General features: G+C 39.2%; 16 protein-coding genes and 1 tRNA gene. 6 read left to right on the top strand and 11 right to left on the bottom strand.

The window, feature by feature from the left end; all coding sequences use genetic code 11:
* Positions 1-2: 2 nt before the first annotated feature.
* The 3 genes from ade to IPI59_13315 form a co-directional block, all read right to left on the bottom strand.
* The gene (gene ade / locus IPI59_13325; GenBank protein MBK7528498.1) at positions 3-1,658 is read right to left on the bottom strand and encodes an adenine deaminase; all 1,656 of its coding nucleotides are present in this window, start codon (positions 1,656-1,658) and stop codon (positions 3-5) included.
* Between the two features lie 215 nt (positions 1,659-1,873).
* On the bottom strand, positions 1,874-2,440 hold the full coding sequence (locus IPI59_13320; protein MBK7528497.1) for a YqgE/AlgH family protein: 567 nt from the start codon (positions 2,438-2,440) through the stop codon (positions 1,874-1,876).
* Positions 2,441-2,578: 138 nt separating this feature from the next.
* Positions 2,579-3,916: a DUF5103 domain-containing protein gene (locus tag IPI59_13315; protein ID MBK7528496.1), complete on the bottom strand. Its 1,338-nt coding sequence runs from the start codon at positions 3,914-3,916 to the stop codon at positions 2,579-2,581.
* Between the two features lie 153 nt (positions 3,917-4,069).
* Between IPI59_13315 and IPI59_13310 the strand changes: the two genes are divergently transcribed.
* Positions 4,070-4,954, top strand: coding sequence for a DUF4846 domain-containing protein (locus IPI59_13310; GenBank protein ID MBK7528495.1), 885 nt, complete (start codon positions 4,070-4,072; stop codon positions 4,952-4,954).
* Positions 4,955-4,966: 12 nt separating this feature from the next.
* Here IPI59_13310 and prmC read toward each other — a convergent pair whose 3' ends face one another.
* From prmC to IPI59_13295, 3 genes are all read right to left on the bottom strand, one after another.
* Positions 4,967-5,890, bottom strand: coding sequence for a peptide chain release factor N(5)-glutamine methyltransferase (gene prmC / locus IPI59_13305; GenBank protein MBK7528494.1), 924 nt, complete (start codon positions 5,888-5,890; stop codon positions 4,967-4,969).
* 130 nt (positions 5,891-6,020) lie between these two features.
* Positions 6,021-6,105, bottom strand: a tRNA-Ser gene (locus IPI59_13300).
* Between the two features lie 87 nt (positions 6,106-6,192).
* The gene (locus IPI59_13295; GenBank protein MBK7528493.1) at positions 6,193-7,272 is read right to left on the bottom strand and encodes a hypothetical protein; all 1,080 of its coding nucleotides are present in this window, start codon (positions 7,270-7,272) and stop codon (positions 6,193-6,195) included.
* A gap of 90 nt (positions 7,273-7,362) precedes the next feature.
* Here IPI59_13295 and IPI59_13290 point away from each other — a divergent pair, with 90 nt between their 5' ends.
* From IPI59_13290 to IPI59_13275, 4 genes are all read left to right on the top strand, one after another.
* A complete protein-coding gene (locus IPI59_13290) occupies positions 7,363-8,583 on the top strand; it encodes a glycosyltransferase (protein ID MBK7528492.1) in 1,221 nt (406 codons plus the stop codon).
* Positions 8,584-8,968: 385 nt separating this feature from the next.
* On the top strand, positions 8,969-9,793 hold the full coding sequence (locus tag IPI59_13285; GenBank protein MBK7528491.1) for a hypothetical protein: 825 nt from the start codon (positions 8,969-8,971) through the stop codon (positions 9,791-9,793).
* 49 nt (positions 9,794-9,842) lie between these two features.
* Entirely contained in the window at positions 9,843-11,009 is a 1,167-nt protein-coding gene (locus IPI59_13280; protein MBK7528490.1) for a PD40 domain-containing protein, read from the top strand.
* Positions 10,999-11,268 carry a hypothetical protein gene (locus IPI59_13275; GenBank protein MBK7528489.1) on the top strand — a complete coding sequence of 90 codons (270 nt, stop codon included), beginning with the start codon at positions 10,999-11,001 and terminating at the stop codon, positions 11,266-11,268. Before IPI59_13280 ends, IPI59_13275 begins: the two co-directional genes overlap by 11 nt.
* Before the next feature lie 94 nt (positions 11,269-11,362).
* Here IPI59_13275 and lepB read toward each other — a convergent pair whose 3' ends face one another.
* From lepB to IPI59_13255, 4 genes are all read right to left on the bottom strand, one after another.
* Positions 11,363-12,478: a signal peptidase I gene (gene lepB / locus IPI59_13270; GenBank protein ID MBK7528488.1), complete on the bottom strand. Its 1,116-nt coding sequence runs from the start codon at positions 12,476-12,478 to the stop codon at positions 11,363-11,365.
* 82 nt (positions 12,479-12,560) lie between these two features.
* On the bottom strand, positions 12,561-13,322 hold the full coding sequence (locus IPI59_13265) for a polyprenol monophosphomannose synthase (protein ID MBK7528487.1): 762 nt from the start codon (positions 13,320-13,322) through the stop codon (positions 12,561-12,563).
* A 210-nt stretch (positions 13,323-13,532) separates the two neighbouring features.
* Positions 13,533-14,354, bottom strand: coding sequence for a 3'-5' exonuclease (locus IPI59_13260; protein ID MBK7528486.1), 822 nt, complete (start codon positions 14,352-14,354; stop codon positions 13,533-13,535).
* A 91-nt stretch (positions 14,355-14,445) separates the two neighbouring features.
* Positions 14,446-15,810: a peptidoglycan synthetase gene (locus tag IPI59_13255; protein MBK7528485.1), complete on the bottom strand. Its 1,365-nt coding sequence runs from the start codon at positions 15,808-15,810 to the stop codon at positions 14,446-14,448.
* A 211-nt stretch (positions 15,811-16,021) separates the two neighbouring features.
* Here IPI59_13255 and IPI59_13250 point away from each other — a divergent pair, with 211 nt between their 5' ends.
* Positions 16,022-16,231: a hypothetical protein gene (locus IPI59_13250; protein MBK7528484.1), complete on the top strand. Its 210-nt coding sequence runs from the start codon at positions 16,022-16,024 to the stop codon at positions 16,229-16,231.
* Between the two features lie 186 nt (positions 16,232-16,417).
* On the opposite strand, the gene IPI59_13245 is transcribed toward IPI59_13250, so the two are convergent.
* The gene (locus tag IPI59_13245) at positions 16,418-17,413 is read right to left on the bottom strand and encodes a T9SS type A sorting domain-containing protein (GenBank protein ID MBK7528483.1); all 996 of its coding nucleotides are present in this window, start codon (positions 17,411-17,413) and stop codon (positions 16,418-16,420) included.
* Positions 17,414-17,491: the final 78 nt, after the last annotated feature.

Genomic DNA, 17,491 nt, shown 5'->3' with positions numbered 1-17,491 from the left:
TTCTAATCGGTTAAAACTGCTGTAAAACTAAATGTTTGCCCATTAAACAAGCCTTTATCGCTTAGTTTTAAAGAGGGTATTACCAGCAAAGCCATAAACGACAAGGTCATAAAGGGCGCCGAAAGTTTGGTGCCAAGTTGTTTGGCTAATTTATCAATTTTAGTGTATTGTTTGGCTACAGTAAAACCATTGGCAGTGGTCATAATGCCTGCAAGCGGCAATGGCAATATAGCTCGAATATTTTTTTCGGCACAGGTTACTGCCAATCCTCCTTTTTTGACAATTATTAAATTTACGGCTTCACAAATATCTTCATCGGATACACCGACAACAACAATATTGTGCGAGTCGTGGGCCACCGAAGCGGCAATAGCTCCTTGGGTAAGCCCAAAATTCCGGATAAAACCAACCGCTATAGGTGCATTAGCGGAATATCTGTTTACAACGGCAATTTTTAAAATATCGGCTTTGGGGTCAGCCAAAATACAGCCATCGCTGCTTTTATTTGTAATTGGCAAAATTAGCTCGTTGGTAATTAGCTGGCCTTCAATTGCCTCAATAACTCTTATTTTTTTATGTTTACCCGCCTGCAGTTTAAAATCTCCGGGTTGTTTTGGTTTTGCTTTAAAAAAGTTTGGTTTTTTGGTTTCTTTTACAAAAGGCAACAAAGATTTGCCATTTTCGGCAACCAACTCGCCGTTAATATAGGTTTTCAGTACCGTAAGGTCGGTTAAGTTGTCAACCAAAATAAAATCGGCTGCGTCTCCGGGCTGCAACAAACCTATATTTACCTTGTAATGTTTGACCGGATGAACACAAGCGGCTTTAAGTACTAATTGCCACGGATAACCAATGTTTAAAGCTCGTTTTACCAACAGATTAATATGCCCGCGCACTAAATCATCCGGATGCTTGTCATCGCTGCAAAACATTAGTTTATCGGGGTTTGTTTTGAACAAGGGATGCAGGGCATTAAAATTTTTAGCAGCCGAGCCTTCGCGAATTATGATTTTCATGCCTTTTTCAATTTTTTCAATTGCTTCGGGCAGGGTAAAACATTCGTGGTCGGTGCTAATGCCCGCCGATATATATTTTGTGAGGTCATTGCCTCGTAAGGCGGGCGCGTGGCCATCTATGGGTTTGTTGTATTGTTTGGCTAGGGCAATTTTAGCCATAACTTGGGGGTCGTTGAAAATTACACCTGGGTAATTCATCATTTCGCTTAAAAAAAATACTGCATTTACTTTGAATAGGTCGGTATAATTTTGCAGGGTTATTTCATTGCCTGCTGTTTCGTAGTTAGTGGCTGGCACACACGATGGAGCGCCAAAAAAGCATTTGCAGGCTGTTTTTTTAGCATTTTGCAACATATAAAATACCCCTTCGACCCCTAAAACGTTGGCAATTTCGTGTGGGTCGCAAATACAGCCAACGGTGCCATGTGCTACAGCCAAACGCCCAAACTCGGCAGGTGTAAGCATCGAGCTTTCGGTATGTAAATGCGCATCAACAAATCCGGGCATTATATAAGGCGCATTTTCGGGCAAGTTTTTAATTTTTTTAATTTTTTGTATTTTGCCCTTGCTAACAAATACTTCGCCCGCAAATAAATTGCTGTTAAGCGCATCAACAATATGTCCTTTGATGCTAAAATTCATAAAAACGATTTTTGAGTTTAGATGCAATTTTGTGCTTAAAAATGTTGAGCGACAGGGTAGGGTGGGGCACGTAATAAATCCGGAAACGAGATAAAATAACAGTTCATAATTCCAGAACAAATAGTTGGCACTTAGTCATGGTTTCAAAAGTAATCAACATATTTGCTTAAACAGGCACTCAATACTTGTGTTAATTTGTTTATTTAGGTTATTGTTTAATTTAACATAGGATGTTCAGGAAAATTGGCAATACTTGCATAAATACCACCCATGCTGCGCAAAACTTCGTGCCAAAGTTTGCTTGGTTTTTCGGCAAAAATGTCTTCGTTGGTGCTGTCGGCTACTATCCACGAGTTTTCGCTAATTTCATTTTTTAACTGATTTTCATCCCAGCCTGAATAGCCCACAAAAAACCTAATATCATTGGGAAGTATTTCGTAACGGTGAAGTTTTTGGCATAAATCGTCAAAATCGCCTCCCCAACGCACTTGGTCATACAACAAAATACTTTCTTTAATTGCGTTATTATCTTCTGCGCGGTGTAAATAATGCAGGGTGTCGGGCTGAACAGGGCCTCCGTAATGCAGGGGTGCCACAAAAAAACTTAAATCGGGTATTACATCGCCAAGTGTAAGTTTTAATTTTCGGTTAAGCACCAAACCAAACGAGCCTTTTTCGTTGTGGTCGCAGAGCAAGATTACAGTTCGCCAAAAATCCGGATTTAATAAATACGGTTCTGCCAACAATAAACGTCCGGGTTCGGGTAATAATCCGGAGGCGATTTTTTCAAGGTCAAATTTTTGCACGGTTACGGGTTAAGTTGGTTGGTTGGTCGTTAAATTGAAATAAGGTTAAGCGGCGGGACAAAATTTGGGGCTAAGATAGGCTATTTTTGGTTATAGTTACACGGTCTTATAAATTTAATACAAAGTGTTTAATCTTTTAAAACCAATTAATTGGTCGTACTGGCTGCCAAATGGTGTCCAGTAAACTAAAAAATAATAATCGTTTTCGGTGTTGTATCTGTTTTCTTCAAAGGCGGCCAGGTCTATGGTAGTATTTTCGCTGTTTAAAACGTATAAATAGTTATAATAGCCTTGTTTTAGGTAAATATTTTTAGTATATTGCCTTTTTTGAGCATCGTAATCGAGCGAAAATTGAGGTAAAAGTTGCCAGTTGGTAAATGCTCCTAACAAATACAACTGCGCGTTAGGCCATGGATTGATTGCGGGTAAAAAGAACTGCACCCAAACATAGTCGGGGTCGTTGCGAACTAATAGCCCGTCGGCGTTGCCAATTACAAATGCGCCGTTAAGGTCGCCAATGTTTGCACGCACTCGCCCTCGCATCGAAGTTTTTGACTCGTCGGGTTGCAAAATTACTTGCGTAGCCTGTTCGGGGTCGTCATAATACAGTATATTGGCAATTTCATCGTTCCAGTGCAATAAACTTTGCGTATCGAAATACCTAAAATCGCTACCTCCCGAAAAATAAAAAGGCTGCCCTTGCCCATAAACCCAACGATGGTCGTACATAAATGCAGGTTGCGGGTTTACCAACGCATTATCCCAACGGCCATTTTGAAGCACATAAACGGTAATTTCCTGTTGTGGCAAAAAAAACTTATTATTTGTACCAAAATCTAGGGCAAAATCTAATTGTTGATGCGTTCCTTGCAAGGTAAGCCTTCCGGGGGTTAAGGCTTGGGCTTCAATACCAACCTGCAAGTCGGCAACCACTAAACGATGCGACAATAAAATATTGTCGTCTTTTTTGTTGGGCAAATATACTGCCAACAAATAATTGCCCGATTTTAAAAAACGGCGCATGTCGCGGTTGGGCAAGGGTAACAGGTAGTGCGTGTAGGGTTGTTTTGTGCCGCGCGAGGGGCGGTAATCTTCAATGTCGCCGGTACTAAAACCGTCCATAAAATCGAATGGCATTAAATCGTCGGGTTGCCAGCGCGCATTACAATGCAGTAGCTTGTAGCTTAACGTAGGTTGCTCATCGCCCAACCAGTCAAATTCAAGCGTAAAAATGCCCTGCTGTTGCAAGTCTATGACGGGTAAATTGGCAATTTTTCCGTTTACCAAAAGTTCAACGCTGGCAATTTGCGGGTGGTAAACAGCGTTTTCGTATCGAAGTTCTGTTTGCGCGTTTACTGTTTGCTGATTAAAAAGAGTAGTAAATAAAAGATAAAATAGCAGTAAACTCTTTTTTATCCGGATAGAAAACACCCAAAGACAGTTTTTTTGCATCTTTACAAGAGAATAATTTAAAGGTTGAAATGGATTTTTCATACGTATTTTTAATCCGGAAATATAACTGCGTTTGTTGTATTCGCCAAAATTACAGCATTTATTTTAGACTTCCTATTTGCGACTATTCAAACGAATATTTATTTTAAAACGATGTTACAAACAGTTATATTTATATTTAGCACCCTAATTTTTTTTGGATGCACTACCGACAGTTTAAAGCCTATTAAATCTCCGGAACTGATTGCTGCTGCCGTTGCTGCCCCGAGCAAAACGCTTATTGATACCCAAGGCACAACAATTCAAACTCGGTTTTTGCCGCCTCCGGGGTTTGAACGTATGCAATTGCCGGCTAATTCTTTTGGGTCTTATTTGCAAAACCTGCCTTTAAAGCCGCATGGCACTGCTGTACATTACTATAATGGGGACGTAAAACTCAACCATGAAGATAAAATATATGCAGCGGTAGTTAAAATGGAAATTGGCAATGAAAACTTACAACAATGTGCCGATGCCGTTATGCGTCTGCGCGCCGAGTATTTATATGCCCAGCAACGCTACGATGATATTCATTTTAATTTTACCAATGGTTTTGATGCCCAGTTTTCGAAATGGCAACAGGGTTACAGAGTGGCAGTTAGCGGAAACAAAACTACCTGGGTAAAAAAGGCACCAGCCGATGCTTCGTACCCGGTTTTCAGGAAGTATTTAAATCAGGTTTTTACCTATGCAGGTACTGCCTCGTTAAGTAAAGAGCTGCATAGCATTTTGCTAAACGACCTTAAAATTGGCGATGTATTAATTCAAGGCGGGCATCCGGGACATGCTGTAATAGTGGTTGATATGGCTGTAAATCCCAGCACGGGAGAGAAAATTTGTTTGTTGGCTCAAAGTTATATGCCGGCGCAAGAAATACAAATTTTGCAAAATCCTAACAATAATAACACACAATTTGGTGCGTGGTATGCGGTAAATGATACCTCGTCATGCCAAATTTTCGAATGGAATTTTACGCCGAAAGATGCAAAAAGATTTTAGTTTTTTTTAGATTTAGTTTTTTGATGCCGTAATAATGCGTTGTTTTCCGGACATGTCGAGGTGAATTTTTATGTTCTCAAGCTTGTAATTTTGCCAAATCTGTGCGGTTTCTGTGGCATAAACAGGGTTTAACTCTGCGGCTATTAATCCTTGGGAAGTTAAAAACTGCGCTGCCATTTTTGCTAATTGTTCGTAAAAAAACAACGGATTTTGGTCGGGCGCAAATAAAGCCAAATGCGGCTCGTGTTGGCTAACGCGCGGGTGTAAACTCTTGGCTTCGTGTTGGGCTATGTAGGGCGGATTGCTAAGCAATAGGTCAATTTTTGCAGGTAGGTTACTACTTTTCCATGTTTGAGGTTTGGCGAGGTCTATTTGTAGTGTTTCGATGGGTAATTGTAGGGCATAGGCGTTCGATTGGGCTATATCGAGGGCGTGTAGGCTTATATCGAAAGCTATAATTTTTAACTCATCATGATTTAAATTGTTGTAATATTGCCTGAGGGCGAGCGCAATGCAGCCACTGCCTGTACCGGCATCTACAATTATATCCGGATGTTTGTTGCCATTTTGCTGGGCATCCCAAACTTCAATGGCAATTCTAACTAATTCTTCTGTTTCGGGTCGTGGTATTAAAACCTGCGGCGACACTTGTATTGGCAAACCATAAAACCATGTTTTTTGCAGTAGATACTGAACGGGCATACCCGTTTGTTTTAAGGTTTGCAACCATTCATTTATTTGTGTGTATTGATTTGGGTTTATAGTTGAGCTACCATTTAATTGCCAATATTGAATAGGTTGTTTTGTGGCCGCTTCGAGCAGAATAAGGGCAATATTATTGGCTTCGCGCAGCTCGAAACCAATTTGCGAGGTTAAATAGGCTATTGTTTGGGCTATTACTTGCTTTGCACTTAAATGGTTATTGTTGTTATCCATTTTGCGTTAATGGCCAAAGGCTGGGGTGGGGTAGTGAGGGGTTTGACTAGGTTTTTTAAGGTGGAAATAAAAAAAAACCCGATAGTTAAATTAACCACCGGGCATCATTTTATAACTAACCATGAAAACGCGGAGAGAGAGGGATTCGAACCCCCGGAGGTTTAACCCTCAACGGTTTTCAAGACCGCCGCAATCGACCACTCTGCCATCTCTCCGAGGGCAAAGGTACAACTTTTTTTAAAATACCAACGCATTGGTTAAACTATTTTTTGGGGCGGCTAAAAGTTGCTTTGAAGTTTGGCTTATTTAGGCCGTGTTTTATTTTTATTAGGGGTGGCTGGATCGGCCTTTTTTTCCATTTGTTCTTTTATGCGTTTTTGCTCTTCGATACGGTTTTTTAATGTTAGCTCGTAACTGCGGGCATTATTTAAGCCTAAATTGTGTGCTTTTTGGGCGTATTCAACTGCTTTGTTAAGGTTGCCATTAATTTCTTCGGTTAAGGCTAAATTGTAATAGCCTTTAGCTTGGGTTTTAGTTTTTACACCATTACCCTGTGCTACTTCGTTCCAAAGGTCGGCGGCCCCTTTCCAGTTTTTGTGTTTTGCCATTTTTTTTGCCGCTTTCATTTCGGGGCTACCCTTTTTGTAGTAGCTGCGACTTACGTTTAGCCACGAGGGGGCAATTCTGTAGCCGTATTTGTTGCCGGCAATAGCGCTGGTGTTTTTAGTAGCAGCATAGGGGCTTACCATATTGGCAATGGCTGCCTCTTCGCTTCGGCCTTCGCCGTTGGTTTCTAAAAACTCTTCGACCATAAATTCGTCTAAAATTTTGCGATTTTTGGGGTCATAAAAGCGCCATCCTAAGGTTACGCGGGTATTTTGCTTGGCGTAATAAGTGGTAGTAGTAATTTTTTTGCCATCTTTTTGAGTGGTTGTAGCTGTTTTTTTATCAACATGTTTGGCGTTGTCGGTGTCGTAGCTTTCTAAGGCAACAACAGCATCGGCCTGGTAATTTTTGCATATTTCGTCAATTTCGCTCCACGATAGTGGTTTTGCCATACTAAAATCGCCTCCTTCTGTTTCGTAGGTCGTATGTACTACCTTAAAACGGGGCGTTTGGCTGGCAAGCGTTTGGGCTAATCCGGCAATAGCTGCCCGCGACCCCTCGCGGTCTTGTTTAATAGCTTCGCCTGTAAGCACTCCCTCCAAAACGTTCAGCGCTTTTTGACTGGGTATTGTTCTGTTTATGGTTGCTAACACTTTAATGTCTTCTTGTACGGCAAAGGCAGCAGGTTTTAGCACCTCAAGTTGGGTAGATGCCATGCAGCCGTTTAGTACGATGGCAACTAAAGCCAAATAAAAATAAATAGTGATTTTTTTCATAAGATATACGGTTTTGCGTTTGTTCTTGTATGGTAATTTGGTAATTTTGCGCTTTTGATTTAAACTTTACTGCTAAGGTTTAATATATTTATGTCAAAGCCCTTGAATATTTTGCAGTTTTGCAAAAAAATACCCTATCCGGCAAAGGATGGCGAAACATTGGCTATCAATGCTATTACTAACGGACTTTATAAACTGGGACATAAAGTTACGGTATTGGCCATTGAAACTCCTAAACATAAATTGCAAACCAACGCATTTCCGGAATATTTTAACTCAAAAATTAAGTTTCACAGCGAGTTTGTAAACACCGATGTAAAATTTTGGCCTGCATTATGGCATTTGTTTGAAGGAGGATCTTATAATATTAGTCGGTTTTATCATCCGGATATTAACGCAAAACTGCAAAAAATTTTTCAAAATCAAAAATTTGATGTCGTTCAACTCGAGGGTATTTATTTGCTGCCTTATTTGCCTTTAATTAGGAAATTTTGCTCTTCTAATGTAAAAGTAGTTTTGCGCTCGCATAATGTTGAATTTGAAATTTGGGAGCGTTTGGCTGAAGAAACGCAAAATCCGTTAAAGGCTTGGTATTTTGGTCATTTAGCCCGCCGGATGAAAGCCTATGAGTTAAAGCATATTAACGATGCTGATGCATTGGTTTGTATTACCGATAGGGATGCTGATTTTTTTAAAGATTTTGGGTGTAAACGCCCCACTATTACCTTGCCTATGTGTGTTGATTTAGCACAATATCCGTTGGTTGATTTTGAGAAAACTGACTTTGCAAGTGTATTTTTTCTTGGCTCATTGGATTGGATACCGAACCAACAGGGATTGATTTGGTTTTTAGAACAAGTTTGGCCAATAGTAACTGCCCAAATGCCACAGGTTAAGTGTTATATAGCTGGCCGCAACGCACCAAAATGGCTAACAGACATGGCCTATTGGAATGTTGAAATGCTGGGCGAAGTACCTAATGCAGTTAACTTTATGGGCCAAAAAGGTGTGCAGGTTGTACCATTGTTTTCGGGAAGTGGCATGCGGGTAAAATTAATTGAAGCAATGGCACTGGGTAAACCCATTGTTGCCACCACAACAGCTGCCGAAGGCATAAACTGCCAACACCAACAACATATATTATTGGCAGACGAGCCCCTGCCATTTGCCAACGCACTTATTCGGGTACTTAAAAACAAAACCTACGCAAAAAAAATGGGCTTAGCTGCGCGGCAACTAATTGAAAACCAATATAATTTAACCGATAATATAGCACAACTCGCCCGATTTTATTATTGGCTGCTAAACTAATGCAATGTAAAATGCAAATACATTCTAAACTAAAAAAGTGGTATTTTTGTTTGCTGCAAATAGGTCAAAATCAATTTTTAGAATTATAACTTTAAGCCCTGATATGAAAACTGTATCCTTTTGTACCCACTTTTTTGAAATCATTAAACTAAGCGTCATATCGCCATGTCATTAAATTGTAAAAATATTTTTAATACACTTTTTATATTTGCGTATAAAATAAAAAAATGTTTGTTTATTCTTGTTAAATAGTAGTTTATAAATATTATCATAACATAATATAATTTGCTGCAATTAACACTACTTATATAATCAAATTTGAATTTAATTTGGTCTATATTTTGCAGTCAAATAATTACATAATACCCTTTATGCAATACTAATTATGAAAAAAGCCCCACAAAAAATTACAACCACTATTTTTTTGCTTTTAATTGGCCTAATGGCAAATGCCCAATCAATACAATTAAAAAAAGCAAATGATTTGTTTGACCACTTGGCCTACATTGAGGCTATTGAAGCCTACAAGGATGTGCTTGACAAAGATAAAGACAATGGTGTTGCTTTAGCAAATTTAGCCCATTGTTACAGGTTAACAAGCAACACAAAATTAGCCGAATTTTATTATAAGCGCGCCTTAAAATACAATCATAAAGACAATTCGTTAGTTTTGTATTATGGCCAGGCCTTAATGAGCAATGCTAAGTATGACGAGGCGTTGACGCAGTTTAAGCAATATGCCAAAATTGTTCCATACGACTCGCGAGGCGAGCATTTTGTAAAGGCCTGTGAAAATGTTAATACGTTGCGGAAAGATTCGAGTATGTATAAAATTTCGAATTTTTCCGGAAATTCAAAAGAATCGGAATTTGGCCCTGCATTTTACAAGGGGGGTATTGTTTTTGCATCTTCGCGAATTAAAAATCGATTAGAAGCAAAAAACGACTGGAATGGGGAAGCTTATACCGATCTTTATTTTTCAGAGAAAATAGGCTACAAATGGTCAACTCCGGTTGAATTATCCGGAAAAACAGCAACCAAATTTCACGAAGGCCCGGCTGTGTTTAATAGCGATTTTTCTAAAATGTATTTTACGCGCAATGTAAATTCTTCAACTACCAAGCGCGTAGGTACTGCTAATCTTAAAATATTTGAGGCCGTTTTACAAGACGACACTTGGGTTGTAAAAAAGCGAACTGCCTTTTTGTAGTGACGAGTATTCAAATGGCCATCCGGCAATTACAGCCGACGGCAAAAAAATGTATTTTACCTCAAACCGATTGGGTGGGCAAGGCGGAAAAGATATTTATGTAAGTTATTATAAAGAGGGGCGTTGGTTGGAACCCCATAATTTAGGCCCTGAGGTAAATACCGAAGGCGACGAAATGTTTCCGACTGTTCATAACGATGGCACCTTGTATTTTGCTTCAGATGGGCTCGGTGGTTTTGGTGGTTTAGACGTTTTTCAGGCCATACACAAGGGCGGCGATGCGAATTGGACAGTAAGTAATATAGGTTATCCTATTAACACTTCTAAAGATGATATGGGTTTAATATTAAGCCCCGACCGACAAAAAGGCTTTTTCGCCTCTAATCGCAATGGCTCAGACGATATTTTTGAGTTAAGTGTGAGCGAAATTAAAGCAAAAGAGTGGGAGAAAAATTTACCTTCTGTTACTGATAAGGAAGCATTGGTGGTAAATAACGCGCCAAAGAGTCAAGGGGATGATGATGATACGATAAAGATCCGACCGATTTCGGATACCAAAATCGAAAATAAAACTCCGGAACCTGGAAAAGTTAAACCGTATCGTAAACCACCGGGTACTGGTGGCGAACCTGACGAGAAAAGACTTCCAAAAATACCGGATGAATTGCTTGTTGTTGCTGATAAACAACCCAACACTTTTGTGTTAAAAGGTATTGTTCTATCTAAAAAATATAATAAAGAATTAGCAAATGCTGAAATTGCCTTAATTGATTTGACAGACAATTCAGTTAAGAAATTTACAACCAAAGACGATGGCAATTTTTATTTTTACTTGCCTGCCCAAAAATTGTATAAAGCAGTTGTTTATGATGAGGACGGAGCCATAGTTAGCCAAAAGTATTTAAACACATATAACACAAAAGAGCCTATTATGCATGCAACCCTGTTTGGTAAGGAAAAAACAAGCAAAGAACCCCCAATAATAATATCGCCACCTCCGCCTGATAATTATCCAACATGGAATCCAAAGGACCGTCCTGGAACAATTCCAAAAAAAATACCAGATTCTGATACTGAACCCCCTACAATTATTATGTCGGCTCCAGTATTTTCTGATCCAGCTACAGCAAAAAAGGTAACCGCTGCCTTGGTTGATGTTAATAAGGCAAGTTTACAAGATCTTCTTAAACAACCCTTCTTACGATGTGGTTTTTAAAGTTCAATTAGGCGCTTACAATTCAGCCTTAAACGAAAATAATAATATGTATAAAAGAAAAAACATTAGTTACGAAATAGAAAGAAACACCAATTCTATGTTGCGTTATATGTCTGCCGACAGTTTTAAAGATGCTACACAAGCTAAAAACCTCGCTCACGAAGCGCAACGAAAAGGTATCCGTAATGCTTTTGTGGCTGTGTATGTAAACGGGCAAAGGCTTGAAAAAAGTTTAGAAGATTTTGAGAAGAATCGTTAGTTTGGTGAATTTGTAAAATAAAGTCAAAGAAAAACGAAGACAATTGTTAATCAAACATTGCCTTCGTTTTTTTGTTTTGTATAAACCTTAAATATTATTCAATATCCATAAGAAATCGTTCGCTTCGCCATCCCGAATTTCCGGAAAAAGAAAATATATTTCGCAATAAACCGCCTTCGGTGTCGCTACTAAACGACCCTAGTACCCACAAGGCTTTTCCTACTAAATGATTTTCGGGCAAAAACCCCCAAAACCGCGAGTCATCGCTATTATGCCTATTGTCGCCCATTACAAAAAAATAGTCCGTTGTAAAAGTGTATTGGGTTGCTTTTTGGTTATTTATCCAAACTTCGTAGCCTTTAATAACCACGTTTTGTTTTTCGTGTTGCTCAATAGTTTTTTTATATAAATAAATATTAATGCTATCAATTTTAATGGTTAGCCCCTTTTTAGGAATTAAAACAGGGCCAAAATTGTCAATATTCCAAGGGTAAAGGCCATTATGTTGCGGGTAAGTTGCCTCGTGCGATAACGACAATCCCTTGTCTCGGTTTATTGGGTTAATAGCTGTTACTGATTTAAGGTTTTTTAATTGCGTAACTTGCTGGTCTGAGAGGCAAAATTCATACAAACTTGCATCGGCAAGTCGCATTCCTCCTTCGGTGATACCCATTTGCAACAACGTATCTTCCGGAAGTTTTCCGGAGGTGTTAACCAAATATTGAAATTGCACGTATTTAGGGAAAGGCTGAATTTGACCGTTAATTAAAATCTGACGGTTTACAATTTCTAAAGTATCGCCCGGAAGTGCTACGCACCGTTTAACAAAATAGTCGCGCTTGTCAATGGGTCGGGCTGTATCAACCGGATAATTAAACACCATTACATCATTTCGTTTGACGGAAGCAAAGCCAGGCAAACGATAATAACCTACGCCGGGTGTAGCAATATACGATGGAGTTTGATTGCTAAAAGGGAGGTTACGCCAGGTAAAAGGCAGGGTTAAAGGTGTAAAAGGCAGCCTTGCCCCATAATGAAACTTACTTACAAAAATAAAATCGCCGGGCAGCAAACTACCCGCCATTGATGAGGTTGGAATATTATAAACACCAAAAATAGCTGTTCGAACAATAAAGGCAATAAAAATTGCTAAAGCTATGGCAATTGCCCATTCTTTTGCTGCCTTCCGTTTTTTATGGGTAGTTGACAAAATAAAATTTACTAATTTGAACTTAATTTAATAAGAGGATGCTTTAGTTTGCAGTAATTGTGGGTGGTTAATTTGACGTGTTTTATTTGCTGCGATACGATTTGAAAAAGCCCAACCAACGCATTTTGAGCACACCTAAAAAGGCTTCGCTAAAAATTTTAGTACTCATTTTTGATTCGCCATATACGCGGTCGGCAAAAATAATTGGCACTTCGGTTAGTTTAAAACCAAGTTGCCAAGCGGCAAACTTCATCTCAATTTGGAAAGCATAGCCAATAAACCTTATTTTATCTAAATCAATAGCTTTCAATACATGGGCACGGTAGCATACAAATCCGGCGGTAGTGTCATGTACGGGCATCCATGTAACTGCACGCACGTAATACGAGGCATATTTTGACATTAGAACTCGGTTTGTGGGCCAATTTTTAACACCTCCTCCTTTAATATACCGCGAGCCGATAGCTACGTCGGCAGTTTTTTTGTTCTTATCATTGGGCACCATACAGGCATCGTAAAGGTGGGGCAAATCGGCTGGATTATGTGAAAAATCGGCATCCATCTCGATGATACAGTCGTAGATATTGCGTTGTAAAGCCCATTTAAATCCGGTAATATACGCTGTACCCAAGCCTAATTTGCCGCTTCGTTCAAGCAGGTGCAAACGTTGCCCGTAGGTTTGGTTACTGATAAGCGTTTTTACAATACCAGCAGTACCATCGGGCGAGCCATCGTCTATTATTAACAACTCGAAGGGGCGCGGCTGCTCCATTACCGCTTGTATAATGGCAGAAATATTGTCTTTTTCGTTATAGGTGGGTATAATAACAAGGCTGGTTGACAAAACAAAAAGGGACTGGGTAAACAGGGTTAGAAACAATTATTTGACAAAAAACGGATAAACTCTTGCAGGTTCTATTGTGTTAAAAACTTACTTATAACCTGGCAATGCTTTGGCGTGGTAGTTGTTTGAGTTTACAAAACCAAACTCCCAAAGAGCGTAAAATGTTTTTTGCATCTTAAAAAAAGTATTTTTTTTTTGAGGTTCACTTATTTATTTGGTATTATATTTAATGCGCAGCATAATTTCGCGGAGTTTATTTTTGGTGTCGAGCAAAAAATCGCCTTTAAGTATCCAATCGTAATATTGTGGGTTTTCTTTAAGTACTTTTTCGACAGATTGCCCTTTATATTTGCCAAAATTAAACAATATATCTTTACCCTCGTACACCATTCTTCGCCCTAAATCAACAAAGCGGTTATCTTCGGCGGTAAATGTATGCAAATCGTTCATATCGCGACTAATTTGGGTATATTTTTCTAACTGGCTTTGCAATACTTCCCAAGTTGCGGCCACATCGGCACGGGCACTGTGCGCATTTTCCAATTGTTTGCCGCAGTAAAACTGGTAGGCAGCTTTTAAATCGCGGGGTTCCATTTTTTGAAATATCCGGAAAACATCAACAAATTTTCGACTGTCTAATTGTAAATTTAATTCTAAGCGCAAAAATTCTTCGTTTAACATCGGAATATCAAAAAAATTTGAGTTATAACCTCCAAAATCGCAATTTGTCAAAAAATCAAATATAGTTTGCCCAAGCTGTGCAAAGGTGGGTTTGTCGGCTACGTCGTGGTCGTAAATTCCATGTATAGCCGATACTTTTGGCGGAATTGGAATGGTGGGGTTAATGCGCTGCTCGAACCAAACCTGTTCGCCCGATGGTATTATTTTTAAGATGCAAATCTCTACTATACGATCGCTACTTAGGCTTAAGCCTGTTGTTTCAAGGTCTAAAATGGCTAAGGGGCGTTGCAGCGGTATAATAAAATTGTTGGCTTGTTGCGTTTGAATTTGAACTTCAGAAAATAGGTCCATTTTATTGGATTATAACGGCAAATATAATTTGAGGCTCATCCGGATAGTTACTTTTTTATATCCGGATAAATAAGGGCAAAGATACAGTAATTTATTTAAGTGCGTTTGGCCAAATTTCTTGCCAGTTTAGCCCTCCAAAATTTCCAGAACTCATTAATAGCAGATTTGCATCCTGTAATTTAATTGTTTGCAGTGCTTTAGCTAAGTCGGCACTGTTTGTAATAACCTGCAAATTGGGGTGGTCAAAAGCGGCGGCTACTGCGTTGGGGCTAAGTGGGGGGATTTTTTTTATTTCGAAGGTGTGGGCATTAAAATACACGATTGCCTGCTGGGCATTGTTTAAAGTATGGCGATAATGGGGTAAAAATTCCGGATTTAAACTGCTGAAAGTATGCAATTCAAAACAAGCAATGGTGGTGCGCTGTTTAAATTGATTGGCAACGGCATTGGTTGTAGCCTTTACCTTGCTGGGGGCGTGGGCAAAATCTTTGAAAATGGCAAAATTTGACTTCAAGGCGAGGGTTTCTAAGCGGTTGCCGGCTCCGGTAAAATTAGAGATTGCCTGGTAAAACTGCTGATTTGTAATGCCTAATTCCTGACAAATAGTTAAAGCACCTGCTAAGTTTATAAGATTATGAGAGCCAAATATAGCAACGGGTTGCTCGCCGTTTGGGGTTAAAAGCACTGTTTTTCCGTTGGGTAATATTTTGTGCTTATGAATACCATAAGGTTTTAGCTGCAAATGTTGCCCGTACAAGTTTACCAAGCGGCATACTTCGGGGTCGGTGGCGTTGTAGGCTAAAAAATGGCCGGGCTGCATGTCTTGTAAAAACTGGCTAAAGGCGGCGAGGTATGCCTCGTAAGTAGGGAAAACATTGATATGATCCCAAGCAATACCATTTAGCAAAGCAATTTGGGGGTGGTAAAAAGCAATTTTGGGCTGCGGGTGCAGGGGCGAGGCCAAGTATTCGTCTCCTTCAATTACAATAACAGGTGCTTTTGGGGAAAATTGAACGGCAAAAGGTAAGCCCTCAATTTTAGCACCAACGGCATAGTCAAAACTTTGCCGGCAAGCGTTTAGCACGTGTATTACCATGGCGGTAGTGGTTGTTTTGCCGTGGCTGCCGGCAATTACAACCCGCGTTTGATGCTGCGACTGCTGATACAAAAACTCTGGGTAAGATAAAACCGGAATTTTAAGGGAGATGGCTCTCTGCAACTCCGGATTGTCTTTACGGGCGTGCATTCCAACTATTAAAACATCAATTTTATCCGGATGAATTTTTTCGGCAAACCAACCCTCTTGTTTGGGCAACAAACCAAATTGTTTTAAATTGCTTTTTGCTGGTTCAAAAATTTCATCATCCGAGCCTGTTACAATATAACCTTTATGGTGTAATGCTATTGCCAACTGGTGCATAATGCTGCCGCCAATAGCGGTAAAATGTATTCGCATAGTTTAAAAATAAAAATATTTATTAGTTTGCACAATTTTATGTACCTTTGTGCAAAATTTTTACGTTATAATGTAACTTTTACTTTTATACATCGTCTTAACAAGTAATGTATAATTAATCGTATCACAAAAAACAAACAAAAAAAACTATATTTTGCTATTTGATTGAACCTTTACTTTTATATTGTTCAACATTAATTTGCTTTAAGCAATGAAAATCACATCATTAAATATTAAATCCTTTGTAGCAATGTTTGCTTTTTTGGCTGTAATGGCCGTTTTGTTAAGTTCGTGCCAGCGCGGCTATTATGGCGGCGGTTACGGTGGCCGTGGTTATGGCTGCCCCGGGCGTATAACCCAACAAACCGAGCAGCAACCTGCCGTTGTTCCGCAGCCAGTTATTACCGACATAGATTGCTAAACAAACAAGGCGCAAAAATACACATATCGAAACTAAGTTGTGTGTAGTTTATGTAGCTTTATTTCGGCATCAATAAAAATAAATATCCGGAGAAATTTAGTTTCCTCCGGATGTTTTTTTTATGGGGCTGCAATTTATAGTCTGCCAATATAAGCTATATCAATTGGCACTCGCTATATTTAATGTCTATTTTACTAATGTTACTGACGACTGGTGGATGGCTCTTTGGTTGTTGGCTGCGTCGGTAATTTTAATGAAATAACGTCCGGATGGCAAATTGTTGGCAATTGTAACCTGTCCTTGAGCGGGTAGTTTGGGCTGTAATTCAACTAATTGGCCACTAATATTGTAAACATATACGCTAATAAATGGCAAATTGGCAAAAGTATAAACCATATTAGCGCAATAAGCTCCGGGTACACAGCCTATTTTTACCTCGCCATCGCGCAAGGGGTTGTCAATATTGTTAAAACCTTGAGTTTCAAAAAATACGGGATTGTTAATTATATTTTTCATAAAGGCAGCAATATAAGGGCCGCCGCCATGTATAATGCTGTTGGCAACAAAATCGGCATCTTTTACCCATTGCGCTACATCAACGCTAACCGATACAGTTACGCCATTTATACCTTTTACGGCATTTTTGCTTGTAATATTTACGGCTGAATAAAACTCGTCTCCTACAACATGATATTCAAAATTTGTATTAAACGATTTGTCGCCCGTATCGCTTTTGCCATCTAAGGCTGTAAAAATATAACCCGCAGCCCAACCCCAGTGCATCGAAGGCGATTTTAATGACAACGGATGTTTGTTTGGGTATTGTGCGGGGTCGCCGTGATTAGCATACTTATCTACACCAACGTAAAAACTAATTCCTTCGATATTTGTAAATTCAACTTCGCCCAAACTTTGCAAGCCACCTTTTTCTGTTACCAACAAATAAGTGTCTTTAAGGGTGGTAGTTTGGCCGCCATCGTGGGTAATTGTAAAACCCGAAAGGTAGTAGTTTAAACGGGTAAATTTTAAATTGTGGCCGTTGTTGTTAATGTACTCGGTATTAAGTTCAAACTTTGCATCGTTAAACAAATGCTTGAAGTCTAAATTAAGGTATTGACCGGCCTGCGCTGCCACCGAAAAGCAAGCAAAACAAATAAGCAATAAGGCAATATTTTTATACATAATTTAATTGATATGATTTGAATAAAAACTAATTAAACCCAAAATTAAGGTAAATTTTCAATAGTCAATTACAAATCC

Source organism: Sphingobacteriales bacterium, from assembly GCA_016706405.1.
Classification (GTDB): domain Bacteria; phylum Bacteroidota; class Bacteroidia; order Chitinophagales; family UBA2359; genus BJ6.
This window is presented reverse-complemented; position numbering and strand designations above follow the sequence as displayed.

Coding starts and splice junctions, on each gene's coding strand:
- ade (MBK7528498.1), bottom strand. CDS start 1,658: ATGAATTTTAGCATCAAAGGACATATTGTTGATGCGCTTAACAGCAAT.
- IPI59_13315 (MBK7528496.1), bottom strand. CDS start 3,916: ATGCAAAAAAACTGTCTTTGGGTGTTTTCTATCCGGATAAAAAAGAGT.
- IPI59_13310 (MBK7528495.1), top strand. CDS start 4,070: ATGTTACAAACAGTTATATTTATATTTAGCACCCTAATTTTTTTTGGA.
- prmC (MBK7528494.1), bottom strand. CDS start 5,890: ATGGATAACAACAATAACCATTTAAGTGCAAAGCAAGTAATAGCCCAA.
- IPI59_13295 (MBK7528493.1), bottom strand. CDS start 7,272: ATGAAAAAAATCACTATTTATTTTTATTTGGCTTTAGTTGCCATCGTA.
- IPI59_13290 (MBK7528492.1), top strand. CDS start 7,363: ATGTCAAAGCCCTTGAATATTTTGCAGTTTTGCAAAAAAATACCCTAT.
- IPI59_13285 (MBK7528491.1), top strand. CDS start 8,969: ATGAAAAAAGCCCCACAAAAAATTACAACCACTATTTTTTTGCTTTTA.
- IPI59_13280 (MBK7528490.1), top strand. CDS start 9,843: ATGTATTTTACCTCAAACCGATTGGGTGGGCAAGGCGGAAAAGATATT.
- IPI59_13260 (MBK7528486.1), bottom strand. CDS start 14,354: ATGGACCTATTTTCTGAAGTTCAAATTCAAACGCAACAAGCCAACAAT.
- IPI59_13255 (MBK7528485.1), bottom strand. CDS start 15,810: ATGCGAATACATTTTACCGCTATTGGCGGCAGCATTATGCACCAGTTG.
- IPI59_13250 (MBK7528484.1), top strand. CDS start 16,022: ATGAAAATCACATCATTAAATATTAAATCCTTTGTAGCAATGTTTGCT.
- IPI59_13245 (MBK7528483.1), bottom strand. CDS start 17,413: ATGTATAAAAATATTGCCTTATTGCTTATTTGTTTTGCTTGCTTTTCG.